Here is an 18,303-nt window from a genome sequence, read left to right on the forward strand (position 1 = left end):
AGCACCCAAAATGAGACTACAAGATTTCCTAGGAACCAATACTCGATATGATATACAACAGATTGATGATGACGAAGCTCTGAGTCGTCAAATCCAAACTCGTCTGATTGATTTAGGACTCCTAGATCCCCCAGTCGATGGTATTTTTGGCCCCTTATCAACCGCCGCATTCAAACGCTTTCAGGAGTTAATGAACATCAGTGAATCTGGTATTCTGGCCACTGAAACTGCCCAAAAACTCCTAGACACTACCACTATGCGGCCCCCGAACATGAGGCTTGAGGATTTTCTGGGAACTAATATTCGATATGAAATCAAAGCCATTTATGATAATGAACGTCTGAGCCGTCAAATTCAGACTCGACTGATTGATTTAGGACTCCTAGCGCCGCCAGTTGATGGCATATTCGGCCCCAATTCAACCGCCGCATTCAAACGCTTTCAGGAGTTAATGAACATCAGTGAATCTGGTATTTTAGGCTCTGAAACCGCCAAAAAACTGATAGAAACCACCACTATTCGACGGGAAAATATGAGACTACAGGACTTTGTAGGGACTAATATTCGATATGACTTCCAAGCCATTTATGATAATGAGGCTCTGAGTCGTCAAATTCAGATTAGGCTGATTGATTTAGGACTCCTAGCGCCCCCAGTTGATGGCATATTCGGCCCCTTATCAAGGGCGGCTTTTCGGAATTTTCAGGAGTTAATGAACTGTAGCGAACCCAGTGGCATTCTCGGCACAGATACCGCCAAAAAACTGATAGAAACCAAAACTGTTAGTCGTCCGGGAAATATGCGGCTACAGGACTTCCTGGGAACCAATCTCCGATATGATGTTAAGGCGATTAATGCTGATGCAGGTTTGAGTCGTCAAATTCAAATCCGGCTCATTGATTTAGGGCTGCTAGACCCGCCCGCCGATGGAATCTTCGGTCCCAAGTCAACCGCCGCGCTGCACCGTTTTCAGCAGTTAATGGAATGCTCTGAACCCGGATTTATTGGTTCTGAGACTGCCAAAAAACTCATTGAAACTAAGGTTTCTGACCTCCCCGTAACTACTCCCATTTTAAAAGTCATCAGAAATACAGTTTTCAAGGTGAGACCGATCGCCTCTTCTCAACTGAACAACTCCGAGAAATTTTCCATTCCAGCCGGACGGGAATTTTCAGTTTTGGCTTATGATCCGATCCGGGCGCATTTAAGGGTAGCTTTGCGTAATGAGTCCTTTGGTGGTTATTCCATCTTGTATATTTGGGCTGGCCATGTGGAAGTTTACGAGGGAGGGACCAGAACCCATCCCCGACCCCTACCAACTAGCCGTCGTCTGAATGTCCCCTTCAAGTCACAATTAGATAATTTCTACAACCCCACAGGCGCTTGTAATGTCACTTCCATCGCCATGTGTTTGGCATATTTTAATATTCCGCGTCGCAATTTGAGATATCGTCAATTTGAGGATGAACTATATCGCTATGCCCTGGATATGGGTTATAGTCGCCATAATCCCTACGATTTAGCTCGCATTGTCCGAGACTATGGTGCTAGGGATCATTTTACCGAAAATGCCGTGATTGAGGATGTACAGGACTGGATCGCAGCCGGTTATCCTGCCGTTATCCATGGATACTTTACCTCCTTTGGGCATATTATTGTCGTGGTAGGCTATGACCAAAATGGGTTTATCGTCCATGACCCTTATGGGGAGTGGTTTTCAACCGGATATCGAACCGATCTAAGTGGTGCTTACTTACACTACTCCTATCGACTCATTCGGCGGGTATGTATTCCTGATGGTAATTTTTGGGTGCATTTCATCTCCAGGTGAGATAATTTAAACCCGACTTTACCAACTCCTAATAAATTGCATAACTCCACAGGAGTTATGCAGTACATAGCCAGCCAAAAAACTTGTACAAAACACCAAAATTATAACTATAGACATGAGACTACAGGACTTTGTGGGGACTAATACTCAATATGATATCAAAGCCATTTATGATAATGAAGCTCTGAGTCGTCAAATTCAAACTCGACTGATTGATTTAGGACTCCTAGCGCCGCCAGTTGATGGCATATTCGGCCCCAATTCAACGGCGGCTTTTCGGAGTTTTCAGGAGTTAATGAACTGTAGCGAACCCAGTGGCATTCTCGGCACAGATACCGCCAAAAAACTGATAGAAACAAAAAGTGTGAATCGCCAGGGAAATATGAGGCTACAGAACTTCCTGGGTACAGATATCCGATATGATGTGAAGGAAATTAATGCTGATGCAGGTTTGAGCCGTCAAATTCAAATCCGGCTGATTGATTTAGGGCTGCTAGACCCGCCAGCAGATGGGATATTTGGTCCGAAGTCAACCGCGGCGCTGCATCGTTTTCAGCAGTTAATGGAATGCTCTGAACCGGGATTTATTGGTTCAGATACTGCCAAAAAATTAATTGAAGCTAAGGTTTCTGACCTCCCGGTAACTACTCCCATGTTAAAAGTCATCAGAGATACAGTTTTGAAGGTCAAACCGATCGCCTCTTCTCAACTGAACAACTCCGAGAAATTTTCCATTTCAGCGGGACGGGAATTTTCAGTTTTGGCTTATGATCCGATCCGGGCGCATTTAAGGATAGCTTTGCGTAATGAGTCCTTTGGCGGTTATTCTGTGTTGTATATTTGGGGTGGTCATGCGGAAGTTTACGAGGGAGGAACCCAAACCTACCCCAGACCCCTACCGAGAAGCCATCGTCTGAATGTCCCCTTCAAGTCACAATTAGATAATTTCTACAACCCCACAGGCGCTTGTAATGTCACTTCCCTAGCCATGTGTTTGGAATATTTTAATATTCCCCGCCGTGATACGAGATATCGTCAATTTGAGGATGAACTGTATCGCTATGCTATCAATAAGGGCTATAGTCGCCATAGTCCCTACGATTTAGCCCGCATTGTGCGAGACTATGGTGCTAGGGATTATTTTACCGAAAATGCGGTAATTGAGGATGTACAGGACTGGATAGCTGCGGGTTATCCTGCCGTTATCCACGGATACTTTACCTCCTTTGGGCATATTATTGTCGTGGTAGGCTATGACCAAAATGGGTTTATCGTCCATGACCCTTATGGGGAGTGGTTCTCCAGTGGATATCGAACGGATCTAAGTGGTGCTTATTTACACTACTCCTATCAACTCATTCGGCGGGTGTGTATCCCTGATGGCAGTTTTTGGGTGCATTTTATCTCGAAGTAAAATTGTCTAAACTCTGCTATACCAACGTAGGAGGACTTGGGCGAGTCGTTTGGAGTTGTGGCGGACATAGCCAGTGTCGCTATCAACTTCAATGATATTGGTTAATACCATTCTTCGCCCTAATTCCTTGACGGCTTCCCGGTCAATAAAAACTGGGTGAGAGTCTTCTTGAGCATAGCGGATTAATGCTTGAGCCGGGGGGACTTTTCCTTGCACTAGGACAGCATCAAATAGTTGATGGCCACAAGCGTCATCGATCGCCCGAATGTGGTCGGCGACGCTGTAGTTATCAGTTTCTCCCGGTTGGGTCATGACATTACAAACATAGATGCGGGGGACTTGGCGTTGAGCGATCGCTTCCGTAATTTCTGGGACCAATAAATTGGGGATAACGCTAGTGTAGAGGCTACCAGGTCCGATAATAATCAAATCTGCTTCTTGAATGGCATTAATAGCTTTAGGAAGGGCTGGGGGGTTGGCAGGTGTGCAACCAATTTTGACAATTTTACCCCTAGCTTCTGTAATACTGGACTCTCCATGAATACGACGACCATCTTCTAATTTAGCCCACAGGTGAACATCGCTGAGGGTAGCGGGTAGGACTTGACCGCGAATAGCCAAGACCTTAGAACTAGCTGCGATCGCCCTTTCCAGGTCTCCGGTCACCTCTCCCATAGCCGTGAGAAATAAATTACCAAAACTGTGACCTGTCAAACCATCCCCAGCCCGAAATCGGTATTGGAATAATTCGGTCAATAGCTTTTCCTCATCAGCTAAAGCCGCTAAACAGTTGCGAATATCTCCTGGGGGTAATACTCCAATTTCGCGACGCAAGCGCCCAGAGGAGCCACCATCGTCCGCTACGGTAACAATAGCCGTGATATTAGCGCTGTAATCTTTTAAACCCCGCAGCAGGGTTGATAGACCCGTGCCGCCGCCAATAACTACGATTTTCGGACCTCGGTTGAGGCGGCGCAATGCTAGGAGGCGATCGACCAATTCCTGATCACCTTCCGGGGTGAATACCTGGGTAATAGAGTTAAAGCTGCGACTCTGACCCCAAAAAACGAATAGTAAACCCGCCAAAATTAGCAACGGTCCAGAAACCGAGTTAGGGATAATTTGGGTAATCCATTCCAGAAATCCCCTGAGCAGTTGCAAAATATAGAAAATTGGGGTCATTCCTGTCCAGATAGCTAACCCCAAACTGGTCAACAATACCCCTCCGGCGCTAATAAGTAACCACCGTTTGACTAGCAAACCGGGGGCTAACCATTTGAACCACTGTCCTATTCGTGAGGAGGAACGGTAGCCTGAGCGACTCCAATTTAGTCGGAGTTTGAACAGGCGACGCAGTTTCAATCTAAGGGAAATAATCGACATTGATAATAGACCTCAATAAAAATCTGTGGTGGTTAAATTTTGGCAAACCTAATTCGAGATGATAGCCTGTATCTCGCCATTTCTAGTTATATGGATATGGTGCATAGGGAAGAGTCTATGGCAAATTGGGAATGGCAGTATATCTTGTATATGTGCCATAGCTTGTGTATTACAGGCGGGTTGATTGATAACTATGTCCGGGAACCGAATCCAAATCTAATATGTCTGAGCCACTAATTGAACTGCGAGCAATTTCTAAAGCCTTTGGTTCCAATGTGATTTTAGATGGGGTAGATCTAAAAATCTATCCTGGTCAAGCGTTGGGAATTATCGGTCCTTCTGGGACGGGAAAATCAACGATTTTGCGGATTATAGCGGGGTTATTACCTCCTGATGCTGGAGAAGTATATGTCAAGGGACAACTGCGACGGGGTTGGGTGGATGATCTTAGTGATCCGATTGGTATTGGGATGGTGTTTCAGAATGCGGCTTTGTTTGACTCTCTTAATGTTCAACAAAATGTGGGATTTCGCTTGTATGAACACAGCAGACTTTCCCCGGCTACTATTCGTCAATTAGTTGAGGAAAGGCTAGAAATGGTGGGTCTGCCTAATATTTGCGATCGCTATCCAGCAGAATTATCTGGAGGAATGCGAAAACGGGTGAGTTTCGCCAGAGCCATTATGCCCAACCCAGAAACCCCAAGTGATAATCCCGAAGTTATACTGTATGACGAACCAACCGCCGGTTTAGATCCGATCGCTTCAACGGTGATTGAAGATTTGATTCGCAGCCTACAAAAGCGGGACGGGGGTGGCAGCACCTATGTGATGGTGACACACCAAGATAGTACAATCCGCAGAACCACAGACCAGGTAATTTTTTTGTATAAAGGTCAAATTCAATGGCAAGGGTCAATTGAGGCGGCTTACAAGTCCACCAATCCGGCGCTGAGACAGTTTTTTACGGGCAGTGTAAGCGGACCCATTCAGGTGGTCAATTAGCTGATGGGATCCTGAAATTTGTTAAGTTAGCCTAACATTATGAAGATGGGACAGACAGATGAGAGGATGATTTATGCGATCGCGAAGTGTCCGTGAAGGATCAGTCGGTTTGTTGATTATATTGGGAGTGGGGCTATTTGGGGCCACAGCTTTTTGGCTGCGGGGGATCAGTCTTGGTCAGCAGAGTTACCAAATTCGGGCAGAATTTCCTAGTGCTACTGGTCTTCAAATTGGCGTACCTGTACGATATCGGGGGGTAAGAGTCGGGCGGGTTACCAGAATTCAACCCCAGTCTAATGGGGTGGAGGTGGTGCTAAATATTGAATCTACCGATTTAGTAATGCCACGAAATTCCCAAGTTTTGGTCAATCAGACGGGTTTTCTGAATGAAACATATATTGATATCATCCCCAATATAGTCTTAACTCCTGAGCTGGTGGCTGCTAACCCCATTGCTGCTGACTGTCCCTCGTCAGATATTTTGTGCCATGAGAGTTCCGTTCAAGGTTTACCGGGTATTAGCCCCGATCGCCTCATGGAGACTATGCTTGATTTAGGGGAACTCTATGGCAACCCGGAATTATTTGCTAATCTAAATGCTGCCGTGGAAAATACCGCCCTCGCCGCCGCCGAAGCCACCCAACTGACCACCAAAATGGGGCAATTAGTTGATATAGCTAAATTGGAGTTGGGTAATTTCAGTGCATCGGTGGATCAAAACATGAACTTATTTTCCTCGGAAATGACTCAACTTTCCGAGCAGCTAGAGCGCTCCATGCAGGAAGTCAGCGGAGCAGCACTGCAGTCGGCTAATTCCTTAGACCAGGTTACTGGTGATATAAGTGCCTTAACTCAAGAGGTAAATGCCCTGGTTGCTACCAATCGCTCCACTTTGCTGACGACCTTAAATAATATTAATGAAACCAGCCAGGAATTGAGTGTAGCGATCGCTACACTAACCCCAGTTATAGCCCGATTTGAACAGGGGGAACTATTAACCAATCTGGAAACCTTATCAGCCAATGCCGTGATCGCCTCGGAGAACTTGCGAGATGTTTCTCAGAGTGTCAACAACCCGGATAATATAATCTTACTGCAACAAACCCTAGACTCGGCCCGTTCCACCCTGCAAAATATGCAGAAAGTGACCGCAGATATTGAAGATTTGACAGGAGATCCGAGATTGCGCGATAGTTTACGGAGGATCATCAACGGCTTGGGTAATATTCTCGCCTCCACCCAGGAGTTAGAACGCCAAACCGCTGTTGCCGAAACCCTAGCCCCCCTCAGTCAAGCGGCGGACGCGGGGGATGAAAAAACCATGAAACTGCTATTCTCAGAAATCGATTCAGATATATCCGATTTATGGGCTTTGGTCAGTTCACCAGACACCGCCGCTAATTCTCCCCGGTGGACTATTGACAGCACTTCCTCAGTAGAGATTTATGGGGAATAGTTAACTATGAGCTGGGTATGTTTGGGTTATGCTTATGCCAAGGGGTGGCTTGTTCATAAGCATGGGCGACTTCAAACAGACGACTTTCGCCGAGAACTTTGCCAATTAACTGCATTCCAATGGGGAGACCCTGACTGTCAAATCCACAGGGAACGCTGATCGCGGGTAAACCGGCTAAATTGACGGGAATTGTCATCAGGTCGGAAAGATACATACTCAGGGGGTCAGAGGTTTTTTCTCCGGCTTTAAAAGCGGTGGTGGGAGAGGTAGGACAAACTAGGACCTCTACTTGAGTAAAAGCGCGATCGAAATCTTGTTTAATCAGGGTGCGGACTTTTTGGGCTTTCAGATAATAGGCATCATAGTAACCAGCAGACAAAGTATAGGTTCCTACCATGATCCGACGTTTGACTTCCGCCCCAAAGCCTTCGGCGCGGGTTTTGGCGTACATCTCAATCAGGTTATCAGCATCAGGAGTGCGGAAACCATATTTAACCCCGTCATAGCGGGCGAGATTAGCGGAAGCCTCGCTGGGGGCGATAATATAGTAGGTGGGTAGACCATAGCGGAACCGAGGACAGGAGATGACCTGAATTTCTGCGCCTAGGCTTTGCAGGACATCGATCGCTTTAGTAACGGCTTGTTCTACTACGGGATCTAAGCCTTCCCCGAAGGTTTCTTTAATTACCCCAATTTTGATTTTGCTTCTGGGTTTGAGGGAGGGCTTTAAAAAATCGCTATAGTTGGGGATCTCTACGTTAAGACTGGTGGAGTCTTTGGGGTCGTAACCAGCGATCGCATTTAGCAAAATCGCCGCATCTTCGACCGTGCGACCAAAGGGGCCAATCTGATCCAACGAAGAAGCATAAGCTACCAACCCATAGCGGGATACTAGCCCATAGGTGGGTTTCATGCCTACAACTCCACAGAATGAGGCTGGTTGACGAATGGAACCCCCTGTATCCGAACCAAGGGCAACTACTGCCTGGTTGGCTGCTACGGCTGCTGCTGACCCGCCAGAGGACCCTCCGGGAACTCTGGTTATATCCCAAGGGTTAGCGGTGATTTGAAAGGCTGAGTTTTCGGTGGAACTTCCCATCGCAAACTCATCTAGGTTGGTTTTTCCGAGTATAACTGCTCCGGCTTCTATGAGTTTGGTGGTCACAGTGGACTCATAGGGAGGCACGAAGTTCGCGAGAATTTTCGAGCCACAGGTGGTGGTAATCCCTTCCGTACACATATTGTCTTTGACGGCTATGGGAATGCCTGCTAATAATCCGATTTCGTCTCCGGCTGCAATTTTAGCATCGACCTGTCGGGCTTGTTCTAAGGCTCGATCTGCGGTAATACACAGAAAACTTTTAAGTGTGGGTTCTAGTTTATTAATGCGATCGAGCGCTTCGGTGGTGATTTCCACAGCAGAGCGTTCTTTATTTACCAGTTGTTGGTGCAACTCGCAGATCGATGCCATGCGGTCTCCTCTGTTTTAGTTCCAATATTTGAGTTTAGCGAAAAATTGGTAACACTTTACTACCTGATCAGTGGCGATCGCTAAATTTTTGTTTGATCCGGAAATTTTGCCAAACTGACGATAGATCAAGCAGTGTTGTGGATGATCAGATGAGGAGGTATGCCACCAAAGGCTCATATTGAACCCCATTTATCGGTTGATGATCTCAAAAACCGTTACCGACAAGCTAGAGATACTACTGAGTCGCGTCGGTGGCATCTTCTTCATTTGGTTGGCAGCGGTTGGACGATCAAACAGGCGGCAGAGGTTGTGGGGTTAAATTACGACTACGCCAAAGAGATTATCCGACGTTATAACCACGAGGGCCCACCTTCGGTGAGAAACCGTAGTCGCGATCGCCAGCCCCCTGTGGCGCGATCGCTTTTGACTAAATCACAGCAAAAGGAACTCAAGCAGGCTTTGCAAGGTCCGGCTCCTGATGGGGGACCCTGGTCTGGCCCCAAGGTAGCCCAGTGGATTGCTGAACGCACTGGCCGCCAGCACGTTTGGCCCCAGCGGGGGTGGGACTATCTCAAACGATTAGGGGTCAATTGGAAGCAACGGAACAATTCTGGTTCGGAATTTTGATCTATTCAGTTATCTGGTTCTAAGGACAATGAAACCAAAATATCTCTTTAATTTAGCCACGGGAGGAGCGATGGCGATCGCTTCTTTCTTTGTTGGTAATGGCACAGCCGCTGAAGAAACCGAAATCACACAGTTTCCGCGCCATCGACATCAGCTATATCAGCCACATCAGCGATATAATACAGTAGTGGAACAAGAGTTTTTTTGTGGACGTAGTGATGATGATGTCCCTACTACTTTTGTCCGCAACTCGCGGGGGACTTTTCCCGTAATTCGTTGGGTTTCTTTGGTTTTTAATCAGGCTGGTTATGTGCCACAAACTCGCTGTCGCCAAGTTTCGGCTAAATTTCAGGAGTTCTATGAGCGCGGATTACTTAATTATGTGACTACAGGAACTGTTAATCGACAGCCAGTTATCTGTGTTTCTGATGCTAAGGATGGTCCCTGTTTGGGGGTTCTATTTACTCTCAAACCTAATCAAGATGCTCGCCGCACTATCCGACAGCTTTTTGCTCTACAAGCTAATGCTAATGCTGGTCCTTTGTCGGAAACTGATTCCCGTCTATATTTGGATTTCCAAGAATACCTAGATCAGCAAATTACTTTTAATTCTGATTAAATGCTGATCCTTCTGCCTCCTTAGTTGAGGGGTCCTGGGCGTGAGGAGGGGGCAGGAATAATTAATCATGGCAGTTTTTGATGAGGATTTATATGCTATTACTGCCTTTTTTAATTGCTAATTTTTCGGGAATTTGGCAGCATCATTTAGATTATTTTTTTCTACCTAATAAGTTACCCGCCATTACTTGCTCTACTAATCCGGTATGTGGCGAGGGTGAATGCCGACCTTGTAGCCCTCAAGAGTTGAAGGCGATCGCTGAATCAATTACAGTCAAAATTATTTCTGGGTCAGCTTGGGGGTCGGGAATTATCATTAAAAGAGAAGGTGATTTATATACGGTTTTGACTAATGATCATGTCATCAATACCGAGGAATCTCCCTATTTAATCCAAACTCCTGATGGTCAGATTTATCAAGCCGATTTACTCAAGAATTATTCCTTACAAGGACAAGATTTAGCCCTGATTCAGTTTCAGGGTAAACCTCAAAATTATGCGATCGCTTCTTTCCATCCTTCCGCTACTCTCTCACCCGGTGATAAAGTATTTGGGGCGGGTTTTCCATTTCCGATAGATGCCGATAATATTCAACCCATTAACTTTCACAATAATCATGGCAAACTGATAGACAAAAAACCATCATTAGATCATCTATTTAATCCCAAATCATCCCTCGCCAAATTCCCGGATAAAAAATACCCTCCCACCAGAAATAAAGGATTGAATTTAACCAGAGGGAGAGTCTCTTTAATTCCCGAAAAACCCTTTAAAAACGGTTATCAAATTGGCTATACTAATCCGATCCAAAAAGGCATGAGTGGCGGCCCCCTGTTAGACCGTTGGGGAAAGGTAGTCGGTATTAATGGAATGCACGCTTATCCCCTGTGGGGAGACCCCTATATTTATGATGATGGTGAACAGCCACCCCCAGATTTACGGGAACAAATGAGACATCTAGCTTTTGCCATTCCTAGCGATCGCTTGACTGAATTAGCACCGGAATTTTCCCCAATTACCGATTTATATATTCCTGAAAGTAATGCCATATTATGGCAATTTAACTATCCTGATTTTCCGTGGTTTTTACTGCCAGAAATCACCCAATAACTGGAGAAAATTACCCACATATCTTGTGGTAGCGTCAGACTCCGTAAAGAGTAAGGGCAAGCCGATTAGGGATTTGCTATAATTACTAACGACACATATAAGACATATCCAACATCTGACAAATGCTCAAACACCTGCGATATCTATGCTTATTTATGTTGGGGTTAGGACTATCACTGCTGATAGGTTGTGTTCCTCCGTCAATCAGTTTCAGCCTTAATTCCGAACCGGATACAGTGGCGATCGCCACAGATAGCGTGAGTTTGTCTCCACCGCTGAAATGTGAATTAAATAAAGATTGTTTAGTGATTTTATACACCGATCGCGATCCGAGTCCCCAAGCCGTAGATTTTGGCTGTGGTCGTCAAACCTATGATGGTCATAAAGGAACAGATTTTGCCATTCCCGATGAAAGAATGATGGCCAAAGGAGTCCCCGTATTTGCATCAGCCTCTGGTCAGGTATTAAGAGTCCGTGATGGAGTCGAAGATCGGCGAATTAGACATCCTGCGGAAAGGTCAAGGGTAGAGGGTCAAGAATGCGGTAATGGGGTAGTTATTGACCACGGAAAAGGTTGGGAAACTCAATATTGTCACCTGCGGCGGGGTAGTGTGGCGGTTAAATCAGGCGATCGCGTCAATACTGACACAGTGTTAGGAATGGTGGGAACATCCGGTTTAACCTCCTTTCCCCATGTTCACATCACCGTTACCCACCAAGGACAGGTAGTTGATCCTTTTGTCGGTCCGACCTCCTCACCCGGTTGTCAGATTAGCTTAGATCCGATTTGGAATCAACCTTCTGGGTATAATCCCACAGGTCTAATTAGGGCGGGATTTTCCACAGACCCCCCCGACATGGACCAAATTTGGGATGGGAAGCATTCAGAAACCGTCTTGTCCGCACAAATTCCCGCCCTATTATTCTGGGTGCAAGCCTATGGTATTTTAGCGGGGGATGAGGTGAAATATCGGATGATTGACCCCAGAGGTAATGTGGTAGTTGACCATAATGACCGCATTCAATCTCCCAGTCTCACCTGGGTGGGCTATGTGGGACAAAGAAATTCTGGCGCTAGTCTACTTCCAGGAGTCTGGAAAGCTGAATACAGCCTTACCCGTGGCGATCGAGTTTTAATAAATGTGCAACGACAGGTTGAGTTAAATTTGACCTAACCAGAGTTAAACAGCCGATTAATGGGACAATGGTTATACTGTCGATCGCTGTCAGAGTCGCTCAAGACTCGATCAAGCATCGATTTTGCAGTAATGGAAATGTGTTTCAATGTTCAAACGAATTGCATCAATTATCCTAGTTGTTGTTAGTCTCACCCTGGGGGGATGTGTAGCCACCGGGGGAGGTCTAAAAAGTTTTGTGGACACAGCAGATGGCTATGAGTTTCTTTACCCTAACGGTTGGGTGGAGGTGAGGGTCTCTAATGGACCGGATGTGGTTTTTCACGATATGATCGACTCCACCGAAAATGTTAGTGTGGTGATTAGTTCTGTGACTAGGGGTGATAGTTTAGAGGAAATTGGCACTCCCACAGAGGTGGGATATACCCTCAGTAAAAATGCGATCGCCCCAGAAGGTTCGGGTCGGACAGCCGAGTTGGTGAATGCTGGGAAAAGAGAATCCACCAATAATACTTACTATTTACTGGAATATGCTGTGACTCTTCCTAATCAGCAAAAACGGCATGATTTCGCTAGTATTGCTATCAGTCGGGGTAAGTTGTTTACCTTGAATATATCCACCAGTGAACAGCGTTGGCAAAAAAGCAAAACTCTGTTAGAACAAGTGGTGCGATCGTTTACTGTTTATTAACGGAGATTCTGATATGGTGGACTCAGCTATCACTTTCGTCCTGGCTTCTGCTTCCCCAGCCAGACATAGACTATTAAAAACTGTGGGAATTGAGCCAGTAGTAATTAAGAGTGATTTTGATGAGTCTAGCATTCAGATTGATGATCCGACTGCATTGGTAGAACAACTCGCTAAAGCCAAAGCGGAAGCTGTGGGGAGACGGTTAAAAGACCATCCCCATAGCTATTTGGCAAACGGCAAAAATGCGCTAATTTTGGGCTGTGATTCGGTGTTGGTAATGGGGGGTGAAATTTACGGTAAACCTGCTGATAAACTAGAAGCGATCGCCCGTTGGCAAAATCTTAGTGGTAATGTCGGACAGCTTTATACTGGTCATGCTTTACTGGATTTGAATAAACCCAAACTTTTGGTTTTATCTCGCATAACTCATGTGCATTTTGCGACTGTTGATCAGGAGGAAATCCGGTCTTATGTGGAGACCGGAGAACCTTTGAACTGTGCGGGATGTTTTGCGATTGAAGGGAAAGGGGGGGCTTTTGTTGATAGGTTAGATGGCTGTCATACTAATGTGATTGGTCTGAGTTTACCTCTGCTGCGGTCAATGCTGCGCGAGTTGGGGTATGGCATCACTAATTTTTGGAATTAACCTAATAAACAGGCGATGGGGAATAGTATATATTCCAGAAAAAACAGTTTCCATAAGAGTTGGTAAAAATTGGCGATCGCTTGTTTTTCCCCTAGGTCTACACTGGTGCTTTGCCACCACATAAAACTCAGTAATATCAGATTAGTCATCACTAAAAATACTGGGTTTAAACTTTCATAAACTAGGAAAGCCGCCGCCATCATCCCTAAATAACAGATGGTGATTACTCCCCTAGCTAGATTAAATACGGCTACGGTTCCGAGGCGGATGGTAAAGGTGGTAATATGATATTGGCGATCGCCTTCAATATCGGGGATATCCTTAAAAATGGCAATAGCAAACGTAAACACCAAAATAAATAGGGTTAACACCCAAACCGTCGGGGGTATTACCGGAATTTGCCATAATTGGGGGGTTGATAACTGCTGGCTAAAATGACAAAACAGCCCCAGGTTGACAATCACCCCCCGGACTGTAAATATACATAATGCCGCCCAAACTGGAAATCTTTTTAAGCGTATGGGAGGGAGGGAATAGGCGGTGCCGAGAATTAAACTAATCCCAACAGTAGCTGCCAAAAAAGGCCCCCCAACCACGGCTAAAATAACCGCCAATATCCCTGTAGTGGCTACGATAATTTGACCCTGGCGGCGAGAATATACCCCAGACGCTAAAGGTAAATCGGGTTTATTAATTACGTCTATTTCGATATCTTCTAATTGATTAAGACCGACAATATAGATATTCCCACACAGACAGGCTATCCAACTAATCAGCAGGATGATTAAATTGGTGGGGACAAAAAGGGGATTTTCCCATGTAGTAGGATTAAGTTGAGCACTAAATGCGATCGTAAACAACCCCAACACACTGAGACTGGTTCCGATAATGGTATGTGGTCGGGAAAACTTCCAGAAAGCATACAGCCAAGGCGCATTTTTCTGAACCGAGTTTCCAGTAACTTTTGGTAATGTAGTCGAGGAAGTCTGATTCATAATTGAGTTAAACTGATGGTCAATTAATCGTTAATATGCAATAGAGTTAATTGGTGAGATTTTCCATGGTATCCCACCCACAAAATCAGGGAATTGTGATAGTGTTTAGCAGCATCTTAATCACCTAGATGGATAGTATAGCATACCACCATAATTTTGAGGAGATTATTAATATTAATTAATTGGGCAGTGTGAACAGGCTGGGTTGAATAATAATTTCATCAATTCTATTTTGAGCCATTTTTTGATAGGTCTTGACCAGTTCGCAGCCAATAAACTTTCTGTCATGCTTAATAGCAACAACTCCGGTAGTACCTGAACCAGTAAATGGGTCTAAAACCAGATCTCCTTGACGAGTTGATGCCAGTAGACATATTTTAACTAAATCTTCTGGATAAACCGCAAAATGTGCATCCCTGAACTTACCGAGGGGTATTTCCCAAACAGTTCTCTTGTTTCTTCCTTTGGGGTGAAATGCTTGGTCCCATCGACCATCATGCAAATTCTGATTACCGGAGTTTTTGCCATTTTCTGGGGTGCTATTTCGTTTCCCAAAATGATTCCTACCGCCTCTCATTTTTGATTGTTCGGTAAATGTGATATGAGGTTCCCTAATGGCATCAGCATCATAATAATAATCAGTGTTTTTAGAAAACATGAAAATATATTCATGGTCAGTAGTTGGTCTATTTTTCACAGAGGATGGCATAGCATTTGGCTTTTTCCAAATAATATCACTGCGGAGAATCCAACCCCTATCTTTGAGAGCAAATGCCACCCGCCAAGGAACACCCTCAAGTTGTTTATTCCGATAAGTATCACCTAAATTCAGCCACAGCAAACCATTATTTTTTAGTTTGGGTTTTACCACTTCAAAGCAGGTGACCAGATTATTAATATAATCGGTTACATTTGCTTCTCTACCTATCTCGTTGGCACAGCCATCTTTTCCGGTGTAATTTCGATGCCCAAAATAGGGAGGGCTAGTAATTATGGCTTGGATAGAATTATCAGGAATAATTACAGATACAGTGCGGATATCCCCCAACAGAACTTTATTAATAATATGGATGAGATTATCCATTATCTAAAACACCTTGTATATACTTATTTAACTTAATTTGACTGGCTTCATCAAAACCACAAAAGAGGATTCAAATTAAAATGAAAAACCATGTCCATTTGATTGGTAATGGTTGTTATTTCTGATATTGACCAGTTATTGGCGATGATAACCACTATAATATAGCATGGACTTCCCGATGATTTTAAGTCCTGTACAGCCCCCATAATATCCCGAGTAAATAAATGTGCATGACCTCCTTTTTCCATCGACTTATTAGGGGTGCTAACCTCTGCTGAGGTGCATCTCTAATCATCCAGGCAAAAAAGTAAAAGCAGGCTTTTGGGTGGGGGTAAACTCTGCCAATACCATCAAAGAGTAAAGGACGCTTTTCTTCCGGTTCTGCGTAGCAAGCATAAATAATAGATGCCATTTCATCTCGGGTGGCTGACATCATAATCTCGTTGAGTTCTTTATGAGAACCTGTTATCTTTTTGGCGTTTTTTTCTACCCATTGGTAGAAAGGCTTGGCTTGATCAGCAAGTTGGCAGAGTTCTACTAATCGGTAGTGTGTAATATCTACTTGGTGAACTATAATCTCCTTCATCTGATCAGTTTTAGATTCATTGTTTAAGCATTATTACCGAGTTAATGCTAGTAGTTAACTCTAGTCAAATGTCAAAAATTATCTCCAATTTTCCCAAGAACGGTTAAAAATGGAAGTGCGGGGAAATGCGATAGGATTACCATTTTCTTGGATGAACCATTGTAACTCATCTAGTAAAGGCGATCGCCTTGGTAAATCCGCCACTAATTGATAGGGAAAAACATCATTATCAAAAGCAAAAACCGCCGTCATTCCCGCCGCCGCACCCGAAGACCATTCAAAGGAATGCACCCGGTAAGCCGCCGCCGCAATATGGCTAGTAGCAATACTTTTACCCACCACTAATAAATTATCAATTTCCTGGGGAATCATAGCCCGGAGAGGAATTTGGAAGGGGTAAGCCTGTCCTTGTCCGAGACGTTCTCCCTCTCTTTCAGTATTTCCGGGAGTTTCGTGGGGGCTTAAAGTCATACATGGGTGAAAATCGATCGCATAATGTCCAATACCCACCGTATCAGGATAAATGGTAGATCTTCCTCTGCGGGAAGTCTGTTCAACCGTTTGATTTCTAGCGACTAAAGCTGGTAATTCCAACCCAGCCAAAGCCATCCATAACTCCCTAAATTCTGATTCCGAGAGATTTTCCCGGTAAAAATCCCCGGCAAAATCATTACGAGAAATATCAGTTTCCCAAATCATAAACCCTTGAGGTTGACCGAAGGAAGGGCGACCAATAATCCGTCGCGCCTCTCGCATATAGGGAAACTTAGAGAGTCCGTGGGCGGTTCCCATGGGCTGATCAAATCCTCTCAAAAATCGATGTAATGGGTACTTATTTTTCACACCATCGCCCAATTGAGAATCAGTAGTCCCCTTGACTAACCAATAAAAGAAACCTTTGGCATTTTCTTCGCCATATTGCAAGGACTGCACCCGTAGTCCGCCCATCCAATTTCCGGGTTCTAGCTGCCCGCTGGCGGCTAGTTGTCGGGGAGTTAGGATTAAATTGTCCTGAGAGGTTCCCGGACGGTAATCATTGCCCCAAGTCCAGTTTTGCATGGAGATATCCCCTGGATAAATAGTCCACCTGCGTGGGTCGGGGTGAAAAGGTCCTTCTGGGTTTTCGCTGTGAATGCGACGGTAAGTAAACACTAGGGTAAAATTAGCTAATCGCTGCAATTCATAGCTGTAGTAGGGCGCATAGCGTTCGTAAAATGGTGGTTTTTCGATGGGTTCTGGCTCGGCGAGGGCTTTCATGGCGAAGGTATAGGTGAAACCCTGGGTGCAATAGGGGTCTCCGGTGACGCTGGAGGAGGTGGGTTCTAGGGGGTTGCGTGGGTCTATACCCAAGTTGTGGGGAATATTGGTCATTCCGATAATTTCCCCGGTTTCTGTGGCTTCTACCACGTACCAGTTAGCGGTTTGTTTATCTGTATTGGCGGGGAGAAATTCGATAATGGTTTTCGTGAGGCGGGGTGAGTCTTCCCAACTGTAAGCATCTTCAATAATTTGGGATAGGGGTTCGCTATTTAGGGGGGGTGTACCGGGGGCGGCTTGATGTTGAATGGCGATCGCACTGAGAATTTGTCTATCTGCTATTTCTACATATTTGGGAACAGTATTAGGAAACCATTTTAAAGTACCTTTACCCTGTTTTGCCGCATCTTGTAGCATTGATAATAAAATGGCGTGACCGTCATAAGGTCGGAAACAAGACTCGCTTACCCAACAAGCACCAGGGTTCAAAATCCCATATTTTTCTTTGATGCGATCGCGCAATTCTAGGTATCCTCGCGGGAAAAATAATAGCGATCGTTGTGTGGCGCGTTCATCCAAAGCCGAGGTTCCCTGGGAGGAAATTTGACCCCCTACCCAGTCAGTAATATCCGTTAAGCAAACTGTCCGACCTGCTAATAATGCCTCATAGGCTGTGGCTGCGCCTGCTAGTCCGCCACCAAACACTAAAATATCACAAGTTTCTTGAGTATCTGTAGTCCTGGGTAAACTCGCCTCCGCTACTTGCTGACTGAACACCGAAGCCACTAGACCCAAGGCAATTTTTACATAAAACGCAGTTTTAATAATCTTCATAATATGTTACCATATAAAACCTGATCATTGCGCGTGAGTGCGTCAATTGGTAGGATACCTCAGACGGATAAATTGACAATTTCAACCATTATATATTCCCTTGACCAAAATTGGTAAGATGCGTCAGAGAGAGCCATGATAACTTTCACCTGAGATGTTC

The 18,303-nt window shown here is 45.0% G+C and carries 16 protein-coding genes and 2 pseudogenes; 12 read left to right on the forward strand and 6 right to left on the reverse strand.

Going from position 1 to position 18,303, the window contains the following annotated elements:
• Window positions 1-10: 10 nt before the first annotated feature.
• The 4 genes and pseudogenes from XZ46_RS36260 to XZ46_RS03735 form a co-directional block, all read left to right on the forward strand.
• A pseudogene (locus XZ46_RS36260) lies at window positions 11-754 on the forward strand (peptidoglycan-binding domain-containing protein); the annotation flags it as partial.
• Between the two features lie 45 nt (window positions 755-799).
• The gene (locus tag XZ46_RS36265) at window positions 800-1,831 is read left to right on the forward strand and encodes a C39 family peptidase (RefSeq protein ID WP_035759853.1); all 1,032 of its coding nucleotides are present in this window, start codon (window positions 800-802) and stop codon (window positions 1,829-1,831) included.
• A 115-nt stretch (window positions 1,832-1,946) separates the two neighbouring features.
• Window positions 1,947-2,168, forward strand: a pseudogene (locus XZ46_RS38195) (peptidoglycan-binding domain-containing protein); the annotation flags it as partial.
• 45 nt (window positions 2,169-2,213) lie between these two features.
• Complete coding sequence (locus XZ46_RS03735) at window positions 2,214-3,245, forward strand: C39 family peptidase (RefSeq protein ID WP_048895364.1); 1,032 nt, start codon at window positions 2,214-2,216, stop codon at window positions 3,243-3,245.
• Between the two features lie 6 nt (window positions 3,246-3,251).
• On the opposite strand, the gene XZ46_RS03740 is transcribed toward XZ46_RS03735, so the two are convergent.
• Window positions 3,252-4,628 carry a gluconeogenesis factor YvcK family protein gene (locus XZ46_RS03740; protein ID WP_006621486.1) on the reverse strand — a complete coding sequence of 459 codons (1,377 nt, stop codon included), beginning with the start codon at window positions 4,626-4,628 and terminating at the stop codon, window positions 3,252-3,254.
• Window positions 4,629-4,849: 221 nt separating this feature from the next.
• Between XZ46_RS03740 and XZ46_RS03745 the strand changes: the two genes are divergently transcribed.
• Complete coding sequence (locus XZ46_RS03745; protein WP_008057149.1) at window positions 4,850-5,632, forward strand: ABC transporter ATP-binding protein; 783 nt, start codon at window positions 4,850-4,852, stop codon at window positions 5,630-5,632.
• 73 nt (window positions 5,633-5,705) lie between these two features.
• Window positions 5,706-7,088 carry an MlaD family protein gene (locus XZ46_RS03750; protein WP_006621484.1) on the forward strand — a complete coding sequence of 461 codons (1,383 nt, stop codon included), beginning with the start codon at window positions 5,706-5,708 and terminating at the stop codon, window positions 7,086-7,088.
• 4 nt (window positions 7,089-7,092) lie between these two features.
• On the opposite strand, the gene gatA is transcribed toward XZ46_RS03750, so the two are convergent.
• Window positions 7,093-8,559 carry an Asp-tRNA(Asn)/Glu-tRNA(Gln) amidotransferase subunit GatA gene (gene gatA / locus XZ46_RS03755; protein ID WP_006621483.1) on the reverse strand — a complete coding sequence of 489 codons (1,467 nt, stop codon included), beginning with the start codon at window positions 8,557-8,559 and terminating at the stop codon, window positions 7,093-7,095.
• A gap of 159 nt (window positions 8,560-8,718) precedes the next feature.
• On the opposite strand from gatA, the gene XZ46_RS03760 reads away from it, so the two are divergent.
• From XZ46_RS03760 to XZ46_RS03785, 6 genes are all read left to right on the forward strand, one after another.
• Window positions 8,719-9,186, forward strand: a complete 468-nt coding sequence (locus XZ46_RS03760; protein WP_008057148.1) for a helix-turn-helix domain-containing protein — start codon at window positions 8,719-8,721, stop codon at window positions 9,184-9,186.
• 28 nt (window positions 9,187-9,214) lie between these two features.
• Window positions 9,215-9,805, forward strand: coding sequence for a COP23 domain-containing protein (locus XZ46_RS03765; protein ID WP_008057147.1), 591 nt, complete (start codon window positions 9,215-9,217; stop codon window positions 9,803-9,805).
• A gap of 92 nt (window positions 9,806-9,897) precedes the next feature.
• Entirely contained in the window at window positions 9,898-10,914 is a 1,017-nt protein-coding gene (locus XZ46_RS03770; protein WP_008057146.1) for a S1 family peptidase, read from the forward strand.
• A gap of 122 nt (window positions 10,915-11,036) precedes the next feature.
• Entirely contained in the window at window positions 11,037-12,089 is a 1,053-nt protein-coding gene (locus tag XZ46_RS03775) for a M23 family metallopeptidase (protein ID WP_008057145.1), read from the forward strand.
• A gap of 109 nt (window positions 12,090-12,198) precedes the next feature.
• Window positions 12,199-12,741, forward strand: a complete 543-nt coding sequence (gene psbP, locus XZ46_RS03780) for a photosystem II reaction center PsbP (RefSeq protein WP_006621477.1) — start codon at window positions 12,199-12,201, stop codon at window positions 12,739-12,741.
• A gap of 13 nt (window positions 12,742-12,754) precedes the next feature.
• Window positions 12,755-13,387: a Maf family protein gene (locus XZ46_RS03785; RefSeq protein ID WP_006621476.1), complete on the forward strand. Its 633-nt coding sequence runs from the start codon at window positions 12,755-12,757 to the stop codon at window positions 13,385-13,387.
• On the opposite strand, the gene XZ46_RS03790 is transcribed toward XZ46_RS03785, so the two are convergent.
• The 4 genes from XZ46_RS03790 to XZ46_RS03805 form a co-directional block, all read right to left on the reverse strand.
• Complete coding sequence (locus tag XZ46_RS03790) at window positions 13,384-14,382, reverse strand: homogentisate phytyltransferase (protein WP_008057135.1); 999 nt, start codon at window positions 14,380-14,382, stop codon at window positions 13,384-13,386. The genes XZ46_RS03785 and XZ46_RS03790 overlap by 4 nt on opposite strands.
• Before the next feature lie 178 nt (window positions 14,383-14,560).
• Window positions 14,561-15,466 carry a DNA-methyltransferase gene (locus tag XZ46_RS03795; RefSeq protein WP_006621474.1) on the reverse strand — a complete coding sequence of 302 codons (906 nt, stop codon included), beginning with the start codon at window positions 15,464-15,466 and terminating at the stop codon, window positions 14,561-14,563.
• 184 nt (window positions 15,467-15,650) lie between these two features.
• On the reverse strand, window positions 15,651-16,052 hold the full coding sequence (locus XZ46_RS03800) for a hypothetical protein (protein WP_008057127.1): 402 nt from the start codon (window positions 16,050-16,052) through the stop codon (window positions 15,651-15,653).
• A gap of 78 nt (window positions 16,053-16,130) precedes the next feature.
• A complete protein-coding gene (locus tag XZ46_RS03805) occupies window positions 16,131-18,143 on the reverse strand; it encodes an FAD-dependent oxidoreductase (RefSeq protein WP_006669125.1) in 2,013 nt (670 codons plus the stop codon).
• Window positions 18,144-18,303 lie beyond the last annotated feature (160 nt).

Origin of the sequence: Limnospira indica PCC 8005, from assembly GCF_000973065.1 — a bacterium.
Classification (GTDB): domain Bacteria; phylum Cyanobacteriota; class Cyanobacteriia; order Cyanobacteriales; family Microcoleaceae; genus Limnospira; species Limnospira fusiformis.